Origin of the sequence: Streptomyces sp. NPDC086147 (genome assembly GCF_040702165.1) — a bacterium.
In the GTDB taxonomy this organism is placed as follows: Bacteria; Actinomycetota; Actinomycetes; order Streptomycetales; family Streptomycetaceae; genus Streptomyces.
The window spans coordinates 44,603-60,241 of sequence record NZ_JBFBJO010000019.1 but is presented as its reverse complement, the minus strand read 5'-3'; the positions used below and the strand labels follow the sequence as shown (position 1 = coordinate 60,241).

The window sequence follows — 15,639 nt, the reverse complement described above, 5'->3', positions numbered from 1 at the left end:
TTTGGAGAAACAATGATCCCGTTGTCGTTCGCGCAGCGCCGGCTGTGGTTCGTGGACCGGTTCGAAGGCCCTTCGCCGACCTACAACGGCGCTTTCGCCCTGCGGCTGACCGGTGAGCTGGACGTGGCGGCGCTGCGGTCGGCGCTCCACGACGTCGTGGAGCGGCACGAGGTGCTCCGCACGGTGATCGTCGAGAACGACGACGGCGTCCCCCACCAGCGGATCCTGGCGGCCGACCGGGCGCCGTCCGTCCTGTCGGTCGTCGAGGCCGCGCCGGACCGGCGGGCCGCCGAGGTCGACGCGGCGGCCAGGGAGACCTTCGACCTGGCCGCCGACGTGCCGATCCGCGCCCGCCTCGTGCGGACCGGACCGGCCGACCACACCCTGGTCCTCGTCGTGCACCACATCGCCCTGGACGGCGAGTCCCTCGGGCCGCTGCTGCGCGACCTGGCCGCGGCCTACGCCGAGCGCCGGGAGGGCCGCGCCCCCGTCTGGGAGCCGCTGCCGGTCCAGTACGCGGACTACACCCTGTGGCAGCAGGACGTGCTCGGCGACGAGACCGACCCGGAGAGCCTGGCCCACCGCCAGCTGGAGTACTGGCGCGGGGCGCTGGCCGACATGGCGCAGCCGCTGGCGCTGCCGACGGACCGCCCCCGCCCGAAGCGGACGGGCTCCGACGGCGGCCTGGTGACGTTCGGGATCGGCCCCGACCTGCTCGCGTCCGTGGAGAAGCTGGCCGCCGAGCGGGACACCACCGTCTCCATGGTCATGCACGCGGCCCTCGCCGTGCTCCTGCGCCACCTCGGCTGCGGCGACGACATCCCGATCGGCGCGCCCATCGCGGGCCGCACCGACGAGGAGCTGCGCGACCTCGTCGGCTTCTTCGTGAACACCTGGGTGCTGCGCGTCGACCTCTCCGGCGACCCGACCTTCCACGAGCTGCTCGGCCGGGTGCGGGACCGTTCCCTCGGCGCGTACGACAACCAGGACATGCCCTTCGAGCGGCTGGTCGAGCTGCTCAACCCGGACCGCTCCACGGCCTACCACCCCTTCTTCCAGGTCATGCTGGCCTGGCAGGAGCCGCTGGGGCGGCTGGAGTTCGCCGGCCTGGACGTCGCGTCCGAGACGCTGGAGACCGGGACGGCCAAGTTCGACCTGTTCTTCAACATGATCCCGGACGCGTCCGGCGGGGCCGGGGTGCGCCTGGAGTACGCCACCGACCTCTTCGACCGGAGCACGGCCGAGACCCTCGGGGAGCGGTTCGTGCGCGTCCTCGACCGGCTCGTGACCGACGCGGGCCGCCGCGTCGACGGCGTCGACGTGCTCGACGCGGCCGAGCGCGAACTGCTGCTCACCGGCCTCAACACCGTCCCCGGCGCCACCGCGCCGTCCGAGCTGACCGTCCCCGACCTCTTCGAGCGCCAAGCCGCCGCGACCCCGGACGCCCCGGCGCTCGTCTGCGGCGACCGCACCCTGACCTACCGGGAGCTCGACGGGCGCGCGGACGCCGTCGCCCGGGAGCTGACCCGGCACGGCGCGGGACCGGAGGACCTGGTGGTCCTCGCCCTGCCGCGCACCGAGGACCTGGTCGCCGGCCTGCTCGGCGTCCTCAAGTCCGGCGCCGGATACGTGCCGCTGGACCCGCAGTACCTCGCCGGCCGGGCCCCGACCGTGTTCGCCGAGGCCCGCCCGCGCTTCGTGGTCACCGACACCGCGACCGCCCGGGAGCTGCCGGAGCACGGCCTGCCGGTGGTCGACCTCGACCGGCGCGCCGAGTGGCCCGCCGGGGCCCCCGGCGACTCCGCCCGCGCCGCGCGGCCGCACCCGGACAACCTGGCGTACGTCATGTACACCTCGGGCTCCACCGGCAAGCCGAAGGGCGCGGCGATCACCCACCGCAACCTCGTCAACGGCGTGCGGGAGCTGGTGCGCGTCCTCGACGCCCCGACCGGCTGGAAGATGCTCGCCGGCACCTCCGTCAACTTCGACGTCTCCGTCTTCGAGCTGCTGACCACCCTGACCACCGGCGGCACCGCCGAGATCGTGGAGAACGCCCTGGCGCTCGCCGAGCGCGACTCCTGGGACGGCCACGTCCTCAGCGGCGTCCCCTCGGTCCTCGGCGAACTCCTCGGCCACCTGGAGAAGGCGCCCGACGTCCGCTCGGTCGTCTTCGCCGGCGACGTCCTCCCGGCCCGCCTGGTGCGGCAGGTCCGCGAGGCCCTGCCCGGCGCGCAGATCGTCAACTCGTACGGGCAGAGCGAGAGCTTCTACGCCACCGCCTTCGCCCTCGGCGCCGGCGAGGAGTGGCCCGAGGGCGACGTCTCGCCCATCGGCACCCCGCTCGGCGGCATGCGCGCCTACGTCCTGGGCCCCGGCCTGGCCCCGGTGCCCCGGGGCGTCGTCGGCGAGCTGTACGTGGTGGGCGCCTGCCTCGGCCGCGGCTACCACGGCCGCCCGGCCCTCACCTCCGAGCGCTACGTCGCCGATCCCTTCGGCCCCGCCGGCGGGCGCATGTACCGCACCGGCGACCTCGCCCGCTGGAACGCCGACGGGCGCCTGGAGTGCGTCGGCCGCGGCGACGGCCAGGTCAAGGTGCGCGGCTTCCGCATCGAGACGGCCGAGGTCGAGGCGGCGCTGACCGCCCACCCCGGCATCAGCGAGGCCGTGGTCGTCGCCCGCGAGGTCCCCCAGGGCGGCAAGCGGCTCGTCGCCTACGTCGTGCACATCGGCGAGGGCGCCGTCGGCGACGACGGCGCCGGCGGCATCGGCGACGTCGACGTGCAGGCCGGCGCCTCCGCCGCCGAACTGCGCAGGTTCGCCGCGGCCCGGCTGCCCGACTACATGGTGCCCTCCGCCTTCGTGGCCCTCGGCGCCCTGCCGCTGGGCCCCACCGGCAAGCTGGACCGGTCGGCGCTGCCCGAGCCGGAGTTCCTCGGCGAGGCCTACCGCGAGCCCCGCACCGAGGCCGAGAAGACCATCACCGCGGCCTACGCCGATGTCCTCGGCGTGGACCGCGTCGGCGTCGACGACGACTTCTTCGCGATCGGCGGCGACAGCCTCCGGTCGATCCAGGTGGTCGCCCGGGCCCGCGCCCGCGGCCTGGAGCTGACCACCCGCGCCATCTTCGAGTGCCGCACGGCCGCCCGGCTGGCCGAGGTCGCCGCCGACCGCCGCGACCGGACGCCCGTCCTCGAAGAGCTCGACGGCGGCGGCGTCGGCACGCTGCCGCTCCAGCCGGTGGCCCGGCACGTCTTCGAGCACGGCGGCGGCATCGACCGCTTCGCCATGTCGATCGTCCTCGAACTGCCCGCCGGCATCGACGAGAACGGTCTCGCCGCGACCCTGGACGCCGTCCTGGACCGCCACGACCTGCTGCGCGCCCGGCTCGTGCCCGGCGACGAACCCACCCTCCTGGTGCGCCCGAAGGGCGCCGTACGGGCCGCGGAGCTCCTCCACCGCGTCCCCGTCACCGGCGACTGGGACGACCCGGCCGTCCTGGCGGCGGCGAAGACGGAGCTGGAGGCCTCGACCGGACGGCTCGACCCCCGGGCCGGCACCATGGCCGACTTCGTCTGGTTCGCCGCCGGATCCGGCGCCGGCCGGCTCCTCGTGGTCCTGCACCACCTGGTCGTCGACGGCGTCTCCTGGCGCATCCTCATGTCGGACCTCGCCGAAGCCTGGCAGGCCGTCCGCTCCGGCGGGGAGCCCGACCTCCCCGAGGTCGGCACCTCCGCCCGCCGCTGGGCCGCCGCCCTGGAGGCCGAGGCCCTCACCTCGGAGCGGGAGGACGAGCTCGACTACTGGCGCGAGGTCCTCGAATCGCCCAACCTCCCGCTGGGCGAGCGCTCCTTCGACCCCGCCGTGGACCTGATGTCCACCCTCGACACCGTCCGCGTGCGGCTCTCCGCCGAGGTCACCGAGGCGGTCCTCACCCGGCTCCCCGCCGCGTTCCGGAGCACCGGCACCGACGTCCTGCTCGCCGCCCTCGCCCTCGCGGTGAACCGCTGGCGCGGCGACGACCGCTCCACCCTGGTCCGCCTGGAGGGCCACGGCCGCGAGGAGGAGGCCGTCCCCGGCGCCGACCTCTCCCGCACCGTCGGCTGGTTCACCAGCATGTACCCGGCCCGCGTCGACGTGCGCGACGTCGACCTCGACGAGGTCCTGGCCGGCGGCGCCGCCGCCGGACGGGCCGTCAAACTGGTCAAGGAGCAGTTGCGCGGCGTCCCCGACAAGGGCCTCGGATACGGGCTGCTGCGCCGGCTCAACCCGGAGACCGCCCCGCAGCTCGCCGACTACGCGGACCCGCAGATCGGGTTCAACTACCTCGGCCGCATCTCCGGCGCCGACGTGCCCGAGCACCTGCGCGCCGAGGGCTGGGTGCCCGCTCCCTGGTCCGCCGAGCTGGTCCCGGCGCCCGACCCGGACCTGCCCGCCCTGTCGGCCCTCGAAGTGAACTCGGTCGTCACCGACACCGAGGACGGCCCGGCCCTCCAGGCCGCCTTCATGTTCCCCACCGGCGTCCTCACCCGCGAGCGCGCCGCCGAACTGGCCGACCTGTGGGCCGAGGTGCTGCGCGGCATGGCCGCCCACGCCGCCCGCCCCGGCACCGGCGGCCTCACCCCCTCCGACGCCCCCCTGGTGAAGGTCGGCCAGGACGAGATCGAGGCCTGGGAGGAGCGCTACGGCCGGCTCGCCGAGATCTGGCCGCAGGCCCCCGGCCAGTCCGGCATCCAGTTCCAGGCGGCCCTCGCCGAGGGCACCTTCGACGTCTACCACATGCAGTTCGTCCTGCACCTGTCCGGGCACGTGGACCCGGAGCGGATGCGGGCCGCCGGACAGGCCCTCCTCGACCGGCACCCCAACCTGCGCTCCGCGTTCCTCACCGGCGCCGACGGCGAACCCGTCCAGATCGTCGCCGAACACGTCGCCGTCCCCTGGCGCCACACCGACCTCGGCGGCCTCGACGAGGCCGGGACCGACGCGGCGCTCGACCGGGCGCTCGCCGACGACCGGGCCGACCAGCTCGACCCCGCCCGCCCGCCGCTGCTCCGCCTGCACCTACTGACCTGCGGACCGGAGCGGGCCAAGCTCGTCGTCACCGCGCACCACACCCTCTTCGACGGCTGGTCGTCGCCGATGGTGATCACGGACCTCGTCCGGCTCTACTCCGACACCCGCGGCCTCCCCCCGGTCCGCAGCTACGGCGACTACCTGGGCTGGCTCTCCGCCCAGGACCAGGAGGCGTCGGCCGCCCGCTGGAAGGCCGAGCTCGACGGCTTCGAGCAGCCCACCCTGGTGGCCCCGAACGCCGCCCTGAAGGGCACCGCCTCCGCCCTCGGCCGGGTCGAGGTGCCGCTCTCCATCGACCAGGGACGCGGCCTCGCCCGCCGCGCCGCCGAACTCGGCGTCACCCTGAACACCCTCCTCCAGGGGGCCTGGGCCATCCTCCTCGCCCGGCTCACCGGACAGCGGGACGTGATCTTCGGCGCCGCCGTCAACGGCCGCCCCGCCGACCTGGTCGGCTCCGACGAGATGGTCGGACTGTTCATCAACACCCTGCCGACCCGCGTGTTCTGCCGCCCCGACGACACCATGGGCGAGGTCGTCTCCGCCCTCCAGGACCGCCAGACCGCCCTGCTCGACCACCACCACCACGGACTGGCCGACATTCAGCGCGACGTCGGACTGCCCGCCCTGTTCGACACCCTCATCGTCTTCGAGAACTACCCGATCGACCGCGAGGGCATGATCGACGCCCACGACTCGGCCGGATTCACCATCGACCGGATCCGCCCCTTCGCCGGCTCCCACTACCCGCTCACCCTCAACTCCGCCGACCCCTACCTCCGCCTCTCCCTCGACTACCAGGACAACCTCTACGACCGCGCCGAGGCCGAGGAGATCGCCGCCCGGCTCGTCCGGGTCCTCGAACAGCTCCTCGCCGACCCGGACACCCGCCTCGGCGACGTCGACGTCCTCGACGCCCGCGAACGCGACCTGCTGCTCCACGGGACCAACGCCACCGACGAGCCCACCCTCGAAGCCGGCCTGGCCGAGACCGTGCGGCGGCGCGCCGAGGCCGCCCCCGGCGCCCTCGCCGTCGCGGCCGAGGACGGCACGCTGACCTACGCCGCGCTGGAGGAGCGCGCCAACCGGCTCGCCCACTGGCTGATCGACCGCGGCGTGCGCCCCGAATCGCTCGTGGCCGTGCGGCTGCCCCGCACCGCCGAACTCGTGGTCGCCCTCCTCGCCGTCCTCAAGGCCGGCGCCGCCTACGTCCCGATCGACCCGGAGCACCCCGGCACCCGCATCGACCACATCCTGGAGGACTCCCGCCCGGCCCTCGTGCTCGACGCCGACGCGCTCGCCGCCGCCGACCTCGCCCGCCACCCGGCGACACCCCCACGGGTCGCGGTCCGCCCGGAGAACACCGCGTACGTCATCTACACCTCGGGCTCCACCGGCAGGCCGAAGGGCGTGGCCGTCCCGTACGGCGCCCTGGAGAACTTCCTCGCCTCCATGGCGCGCCGGTTCGCGCTCACCCCCGAGGACCGCCTGCTCGCCGTGACCACCGTCGCGTTCGACATCGCGGGCCTGGAGCTGTACCTCCCGCTGATCTCCGGGGCGGCCGTCGTCCTGGCCGGCAAGGAGACCGTCACCCGGCCCTCGGCCGTCGTCGAGACGGTCCGCCGCCACGGCGTCACCCTCGTCCAGGCGACCCCGGCCTTCTGGCAGATGCTCCTCATGGACGAGCCCGAGGGCGCGCGCGGCCTGCGGATCCTGGTCGGCGGCGAGGCCCTGCCCCCGCAGCTCGCCACCGCCCTGGCCGGGCAGGCCGCCGAGGTCACCAACATGTACGGCCCGACCGAGACCACCGTCTGGTCCACCACCTCCCCGGTCGCGCCCGGCTCCGGGACCCCGTCGATCGGCGCCCCCATCGGCAACACCCGGGTGTACGTGCTCGACGAACTGCTGCGCCCGGTCCCCGCCGGGGTCCGCGGAGAGCTGTACATCGCCGGCGACGGCCTGGCCCGCGGCTACCAGGGCCGGCCCGACCTGACCGCCGGACGGTTCGTCGCCTGCCCGTTCGGCGGGCCCGGGGCGCGGATGTACCGCACCGGCGACCTGGTCCGCCGGGGCCGCGACGGGCGCCTTGAGTACATCGGGCGCAGCGACTTCCAGGTGAAGGTCCGCGGCTTCCGCATCGAACTCGGCGAGATCGAGCACGTCCTCGCCGAGCACCCCGCCGTGGCGCAGGCGGTCGCCGTGGTCCGCGAGGACCGCCCCGGCGACCAGCGGCTCGTCGCCTACGCGGTGCCGAGCGGCAAGGCCGACCCGGCCTCGCTCGACCTCGCCGAGCTGACGGCGCTGCTGCGCGGGCGCCTTCCCGAGTACATGGTCCCGTCCGCCGTCGTCCCGCTCCCCGGGTTCCCGACCTCGCCGAGCGGAAAGCTCGACCGCGGCGCGCTGCCCGCGCCCGACCAGGGCGCGGCGGAGCCCGGCCGCGCGCCGGGCAGCCCCACCGAGGAGACCCTCTGCCGCCTCTTCGCCGACCTCCTCGGCCGGACCGGGGTGGGCGTCGACGACGACTTCTTCGCCTGCGGCGGGCACTCCCTCCTCGCCACCCGGCTCAGCGGCCGGATCCGCAACGAGTTCGGCGTCGACTCCAAGGTCACGATGGTCTTCCGCAACCCCACGGTCGCCCGCCTCGCCGCCCACATCGACGAGCTGACCTCCTCGAACGGCCCCCGGCGGCGGAAGGCCGCCCGCCCGCAGCTGCGTCAGATGACCGTGGAGGAGTACAGCCGATGATCCCGCTGTCGTTCGCCCAACGCCGGCTCTGGTTCCTCCACCGGCTGGAGGGCCCGTCCCCGACGTACACCATCCCGTTCGCGCTGCGCCTGGAAGGACCGCTGGACACCGCGTCCCTGGCCGCGGCCGTGAAGGACGTCGCCACCCGGCACGAGACCCTGCGCACCCTGATCGTCGAGAACGAGGACGGCACCCCCGAGCAGCGGATCCTGCCGCCGGAGGAGGCGGTCCACCCGTTCCGGGTGGTCGACGTCGCGGCGGACGCGGTGGACGCGGCCGTGCGCGAGGCCCTGCGGGAGGGGTTCCGCCTGGAGGCGGAACTCCCCCTGCGGACCACCGTCCTGCGGGTGTCCCCGCAGGAGCACGTCGTCGTGTTCGCCTTCCACCACATCGCGGTGGACGGCGCCTCGATGGCGCCCTTCCTCCAGGGCCTGGTGTCGGCCTACACCGTCCGCCGCCGGGGCACGGCGCCCGACTGGGAGCCGCTGCCGGTCCAGTACAAGGACTACACGCTGTGGCAGCGGCAGCTCCTGGGCGACGAGGACGACCCCGACAGCCTCGCCGCCCAGCAGATCGACCACTGGCGCCGCGAACTCGACGGGGTGCCGCAGCCGGTGCCGCTGCCCCTGGACCGGCCCCGCCCGACGGTCTCCGACCACCGCGGCGGCCACGTCTCCTTCACCCTCGAACCCGAACTGCTCACCGGCCTCGGCAGGCTGGCCGCCGACCACGGCGCCACCGCCCCGATGGCCGCCCAGGCCGCCCTGGCCGTGCTCCTGTACAAGCTGGGCGGCGGCCCGGACGTCACCGTCGGAAGCCCCATCGAGGGCCGCGCCGACGAACAGCTCGACGACCTGATCGGCTTCTTCGTCAACACCTGGGTGCTGCGCGCCGACCTCACCGGGAACCCGACCTTCGCCGGCCTCCTGGAGCAGGTGCGCGAGAAGGCCCTCGCCGCCTACGACAACCAGGACGTGCCCTTCGAGCGCCTGGTCGAACTCCTCGGACCGGAGCGCACCACCTCGTACCAGCCGCTGTTCCAGACCATGCTGGCCTGGCAGTTCGTCTGGCCGCGCATCGAGATGCCCGGCCTGCGGGCCACCCCCGTCGCCGCCGACACCGGCACCGCCAAGTTCGACCTGTTCCTCAACGTCGTCCCGGACGCCTCCGGAGGCGCGTACGGCCGGCTGGAGTACGCCACCGAGCTCTTCGACCACGACACGGCCGAGGGCATCGCCGAGCGCTTCGTCCGCGTCCTGCGGCAGGTCGTCGCCGACCCCGGGACGCGCCTCGCCGGGCTCGACGTCCTCAGCGGGGCCGAACGGGAGCTGCTGGCCGGGCTCGACGGCACCGCCGCGCCCGACCGGACGGCCACCGTGCACGAGCTGGTCGCCGCGCGGGCGGCCCGCACCCCCGACGCCACCGCCGTGGTCTCCGGGCGGACCGTCCTGACCTACCGCGAGCTGGAGGACCGGGCCGGACGGCTCGCCGCCGCACTCCGCGACCGGGGCGTCGGACCCGGCGTCCTGGTCGCCGTCGCCCTGCCGCGCACCGCGGACCTGGTCGTCGCCCTCCTCGGCGTCCTCAAGGCCGGCGGCGCCTACCTTCCCGTCGACCCCGGCCACCCGGCCGCCCGGATCGCCCTGCTCCTCGACGCCGCCGCCCCCGCGCTCGTCCTCACCGACCGCGCCACCGCCGCCGTCACGGCCGGGTCCGGCCGGCCCCTGCTCCACCTCGACGGACTGCCGCTCGACGGCCCCGCGCCCGCGCCGCTCCCCGGACCGGCCGCCCGGCCGGACGACCTGGCCTACGTCATGTTCACCTCCGGCTCCACCGGCACCCCCAAGGGCGTCGCCGTCACCCACACCGCCGTGGTCAACGGCCTGCGGGACCTGCGCCGGACCGTCCGGGTCGGCGAGGGCTCCCGGACGCTCGCCGCCACCTCCGTCACCTTCGACGTCTCCGTCTTCGAGATCTTCACCGCGCTCACCTCGGGGGCGAGCGTCGAGGTCGTCCGGGACGTCCTCGAACTCGCCGAGCGCGACCACTGGTCGGGCACCACCGTCAGCGCCGTCCCCACCGTCTTCGCCGCGCTGCTCGACCAGCTCGGGGACGGGGGACCCGCCGCCGACCGGCTCGACGTGGAGACCGTCGTCCTCGCCGGCGAGGCCCTCCCCGCCGACCTGGCCGCCAGGATCCGCGCCGAGCTGCCCGGCGTACGGATCGTCAACGCCTACGGGCAGACCGAGAGCTTCTACGCCACCACCCACGTCCTCCCGGAGGGGCGGGACGGCACCGGCGCGGTCCCCGTCGGCCGCCCGCTCGCCCACATGCGCGCCCGCGTCCTGGGCCCGGACCTCGCCCCGGTCCCGCCCGGCGTGACCGGCGAGCTGTACGTCGGCGGACTGACCGCCCGCGGCTACCACCGCAACGCCCCGGTCACCGCCGAGCGCTTCGTGCCCGACCCCGCGGGCCCGCCCGGTGCCCGCATGTACCGCACCGGCGACCTCGCCCGGCTCGACCGGGACGGCCACCTGGAGTACGAGGGGCGCGCCGACACCCAGGTCAAGGTGAACGGCATCCGGATCGAGCCCACCGAGATCGAGACCGCCCTCGGCCGCCACCCCGCCGTCGGCCGGGCCGTGGTCACCGTCCGCGAGGACGGCGCCGGGACCGCCCGGCTCGTCGGCTACGTGACCCCGTCCGGCGACGCCGCCCCCTCGCCGGAGGAGCTGCGGCGGTTCGCCGCCGAGCGGCTGCCGGACTACATGGTGCCCGCCGTGCTCGTGCTCCTCGACCGCCTGCCGCTGACCCCCAGCGGCAAGCTGGACCGGGCCGCCCTGCCGGAGCCGGAGTTCGCCGCGACCGCCTACCGGGCCCCGCGCGGCGGGACCGAGCGGATCCTCGCCGAGGTGTACGCGGACGTGCTCGACGCCCCGGGCATCGGCGTCGACGACGACTTCTTCGCCGCGGGCGGCGACAGCATCCGCTCCATCCAGGTCGTCGCCCGCGCCAAGGCGCGCGGCGTCCGGATCGGCACCCGGGAGGTCTTCGAGCACCGCACGGTCGCCCGCCTCGCGGAGCTGGTCGACGGCCGCCGGGACGAGGAGCCGGCGGGCCTCGCCGAGCTGCCCGGCGGCGGCGTCGGCCGCTTCCCGCTGCCGCCCACCGCCGCGCACGTCCTCGAACGCGGCGGCGGCCTCGGCCGGTTCTCCATGTCCGCGCTCCTCACCCTGCCCGAGGAGATCGACCGCGCCGGACTGCTCGCCGTCCTCCGGTCCGTACTGGACCGGCACGACGTCCTGCGCTCCCGGCTCGACCGGGAACGGCGGGAGCTCCACACCGCCCCCGCCGGGGGCGTGGACGCCGCCGCGCTGCTGCGCGAGGTCCCCCACGACGCCGACCCGCGGGCCGAGCTCGACGCCGCCGCCGACCGGCTCGACCCCGACGCGGGCGTCATGGCCCAGTTCGTACGGTTCACCTCCGAAGGCTCCGGGGCTCCCGGGACCTCCGGGACCCCTGAGGCCTCCGGCACGGGCCCCGACCGGCTGCTGATCGTCCTCCACCACCTGGTCGTCGACGGCGTGTCCTGGCGGATCCTGCTGCCCGACCTGGCCGCCGCCTGGCAGCGGGTCCGCCGGGGCCCCGCCCCGGAGCCCGCCGCCCCCGGCACCTCCCTGCGCCGCTGGACGCACGCCCTCGCCGACGAGGCCGCCGCCCCCGGCCGGGTCGCCGAACTGCCCCTGTGGCAGGGGATCCTCGAAGGCGGCGACCCCGTCCTGGGCGCCCGCGACCCCGACCCCGCCGTCGACGTCGCCGCCACCGTGGACACGGTCCGCGTCCGCGTCCCCGCCGACGTCACCGCGACCCTCCTGGACACCCTCCCCACGGTGTTCCGGGGCGGCGTCGACGACGGCCTCCTCGCCGGACTCGCCCTCGCCCTGGCCCGCTGGCACCGCGACCGGGGCCTGACCGGGGGCTCCCCCCTGGTCCGCCTGGAGGGCCACGGCCGCGAGGAGCACGTGGTGCCCGGCGCCGACCTGTCCGGCACGGTCGGATGGTTCACCGCCATGTACCCCGTGCGGCTCGACCTGGACGGCGTCGACCTGGCCGACGCCTTCGCGGGCGGCCCCGCCGCCGGCCGCGCCGTCAAGGCCGTCAAGGAACGGCTGCGGGCGGTGCCGGACAACGGCATCGGCTACGGCCTGCTGCGCCACCTCAACCCCGCGACCGCCCCCGTGCTCGCCGCGCTGCCGGAGCCCCGGATCGGCTTCAACTACCTGGGCCGCTCCTCCGCCGCCGACCTCCCCGAGGAGCTGCGCGGCCTGGGCTGGACCCCGGACCCCGACGGGCGGGACCTGATCGCCGCCCCCGACCCGGACATGCCCGCCCTCTCCGCCCTGGAGATCAACGCGGTGGCCGCCCCCGGCGCCACCGGCGAGGAGCTGACCGCCCACTTCGGCTTCCCCACCGGGATCCTCTCCCGCGAGGAGGTCACCGAACTCGCCGGACGGTGGGTCGAGGCGCTGACCGCCCTCGCCCGGCACGCCCGCACCCCCGGGGCGGGCGGCCTCACCCCCTCCGACGCGCCCCTGGCCGGGGTGGACCAGGCGGAGATCGACGGCTGGGAGGCCCGCTTCGGCCGCCTCGCCGACGTCTGGCCCGTCACCCCCGCCCAGTCCGGCATGCTCTTCCACACCCTGCTGTCCGGGACGTCGTTCGACGCCTACCACATGCAGATGGTCTTCCACCTCTCCGGCGCGGTCGACCCCGAGCGGATGCGCCGTGCCGGACGGGCCCTCCTCGCCCGGCACGCCAACCTCCGCGCGGCCTTCACCACCCGGGCCGACGGCGAGGTGGTCCAGGTGGTCCCGGAGACCGCCGAACTGCCCTGGCGCCACCTCGACCTGACCGCCGCCGGTGAGGACGGGCGCACCGAGGCCTTCGAGCGGTTCCTCGCCCGGGACCGCGCCGACCACTTCGACCGCGAGGCCCCGCCGCTGTTCCGGCTGTCGCTCGTCGTCCTCGCGCCCGACCGGGCCGAACTGGTCATGACCGCCCACCACGTCCTCTTCGACGGCTGGTCCACCCCCCTCCTCGTCCGCGACCTGCTGCTCCTCTACGGCGCCCACGGCGACCCGAAGGACCTGCCGGCCACCCGCGACTACGGCGACTTCCTCGCCTGGCGCGCCCGCCGGGACCCGGCGGAGTCGGACCGCGCCTGGGCGGCCGAACTGGCCGGCCTGGAGGAGCCGACCCTGCTCGCCCCCGGCTCCGGGGAGACCGGCGGGGAAGGGCTCGACGAGGTCGAGGTCGCCCTCCCGGCCGACCTCGCCCGCGCCCTGTCCGACACCGCCGCCCGCACGGGCGTCACCGTCAACACCCTGGTCCAGGGCGCCTGGGCGCTGCTCCTCGGCGGCCTCACCAACCGCCGGGACGTGGTGTTCGGCGCCACCGTCTCCGGCCGCCCGCCCGCCGTCGCGGACGTCGAGTCGATGGTCGGGATGTTCATCAACACCCTTCCCGTACGCGTCGAGCACGCCCCCGGCGACACCCTCGCCGAGGTCCTGCTCCGGCTCCAGGACCGGCAGGCCGCGCTCCTGGACCACCACCACCACGGGCTCACGGACATCCAGCGGGCCACCGGCCTGCCGTCCCTCTTCGACACCCTGGTCGTCTTCGAGTCCTACCCCGTCGACCGGCGGAGCCTGGGCGCCGCCACCGACGCGGCGGACGGCATCTCCTTCACCGGCCTGCGCCTGGCCACCGGCACCAACTACCCGCTGGCCCTGATGGCGCTGGTCGAACCGCACCTGCGGCTCACCCTCCAGTACGCCCCCGGGGTCTTCGACCGGGAGACGGTGCGGGAGTACGCGGACCGCCTCGCGCGCGTGCTGCGCGCGCTGGCCGACGACCCCGGCGCGAGGACCGCCGACCTCGACCTGCTGAGCCCGGACGAACGCCACCGGCTGCTCGGCGCGTTCAACGACACCGCCGTCCCGACCCCGCCGACCACCGTCGACGGCCTCGTCGCGGCCCAGGCGGCCCGCACCCCCGACGCGCTCGCCGTCGTCGCGGACGACGCCTCGCTCACCTACCGCGAACTGGACGCCCGGGCCGACCGCCTGGCGCGGGAGCTGGCCGACCGGGGCGTGGGCCCCGAGTCGCTGGTCGCGGTCTCCCTGCCGCGCACGGCCGACCTGGTCGTCGGGCTGCTCGCCGTCCTGCGGGCGGGCGGCGCCTACCTGCCGGTCGACCCCAAGTACCCCGGAGCCCGTCTCCGGGCGATCCTGGAGGAGGCCCGGCCGAGCCTGGTCCTCACCCACTCCGCGACCGCCGGGGCGCTGCCGGAGCACGACGCCCCCGACCTCCTCCTCGACGCGCTCGACCCGTCCCGGGACGTCCCCCCGCCCGCCCGGACCGCGCACCCGGGGCAGCTGGCGTACGTGATGTACACCTCCGGCTCCACCGGCAAGCCCAAGGGCGTCGCCATCACCCACGCCAACGTGGTCAACGGCGTCCTGCGGCTCGCCCCCCGCGTCGGCATGGCACCGGGCAAGCGCCTCCTCGCGGGCACCTCGGTCAACTTCGACGTCTCGGCCTTCGAGATCTTCACGACCCTCGCCTCCGGCGGCACCGTCGAAGTGGTCCGCGACGTCCTGGTCCTGGGCGAGCGGGACGGCTGGAGCGGCGCCGTCGTCTCCACCGTGCCCTCCGCTTTCGCCGAACTCCTCGACGGCATCACCGGCCGCGTCCGCGTCGAGACGGTCGTCTTCGCCGGGGAGGCCCTGCCCGCCTCGCTCGTCGAGAGGACCCGCCGGGCCTTCCCCGGCGTCCGCGTCGTCAACGCGTACGGCCAGAGCGAGTCGTTCTACGCCACCACCCACACCGCCTCCGACACCACCCCCGCCACCGCCGCCGACCGGGCCGGCAGCGCGCCCGTCGGCACCCCCCTCGGCAACATGCGCGGCTACGTCCTCGGCCCCGGCCTGGCCCCCGTGCCCCCGGGCACCACCGGCGAGCTGTACGTCGCCGGGAACGTGGGCCGCGGCTACCACGGCCGCGCCGGACTCACCGCCGAGCGCTTCGTGGCCGACCCCTTCGGCCCGCCCGGCGACCGCATGTACCGCACCGGCGACCTGGCCCGGATCAACCGGGACGGCCACCTGGAGTACGCGGGCCGGGGCGACGCCCAGGTCAAGGTGCGCGGCTTCCGCGTCGAGCCCGCCGAGGTCGAGGCCGTCCTCACCGCCCACCCCGGGATCGGCCAGTGCGCGGTCGTCGCCCGCGAGACCCCGGGAAGCGGCACGGGCAAACGGCTGGTGGCGTACGTCGTACCCGCGCAGGACGCGCGGGGCGCGGGGAGTGCGGGGGGTGCGGGGGGTGCGGGGGCCCCGACACCGAAGGAGCTCGACGCCTTCGCCGGGGAACGGCTCCCGGAGTTCATGGTCCCGTCCGCCGTCGTCGTGCTCGACCGGCTGCCGCTCGCCCCCAACGGCAAGCTCGACCGGGCCGCGCTGCCCGAACCGGAGTTCACCGGCGCCGCCTACCGGGCCCCCGGCACCCCGCGCGAGAAGGCCCTGACCGCGCTCTTCGAGGAGGTGCTCGGCGTGGACCGGGTCGGCGTCGACGACGGCTTCTTCGAACTCGGCGGGCACTCCCTGCTCGCCACCCGCCTGATCACCCGCGCCCGCACCGAGCTGGGCGTCGAGATCCCCATCCGCAAGATCTTCGACCTGCCCACGCCCGCCGCGCTGGCCGCCTGGTCCGAGGAATCGGCTGCTCCGCCCCGCCGCAGCCTGCGCCCGTTGATAGTCAAGGAGTGAA

Annotated in this window: 2 protein-coding genes; both read left to right on the top strand. The window is 75.6% G+C overall.

Going from position 1 to position 15,639, the window contains the following annotated elements; genetic code table 11:
• Positions 1–12: 12 nt before the first annotated feature.
• Positions 13–7,812: an amino acid adenylation domain-containing protein gene (locus tag AB0398_RS28505; protein ID WP_366378506.1), complete on the top strand. Its 7,800-nt coding sequence runs from the start codon at positions 13–15 to the stop codon at positions 7,810–7,812.
• A complete protein-coding gene (locus tag AB0398_RS28500; RefSeq protein WP_366378505.1) occupies positions 7,809–15,638 on the top strand; it encodes an amino acid adenylation domain-containing protein in 7,830 nt (2,609 codons plus the stop codon). Before AB0398_RS28505 ends, AB0398_RS28500 begins: the two co-directional genes overlap by 4 nt.
• Position 15,639: the final 1 nt, after the last annotated feature.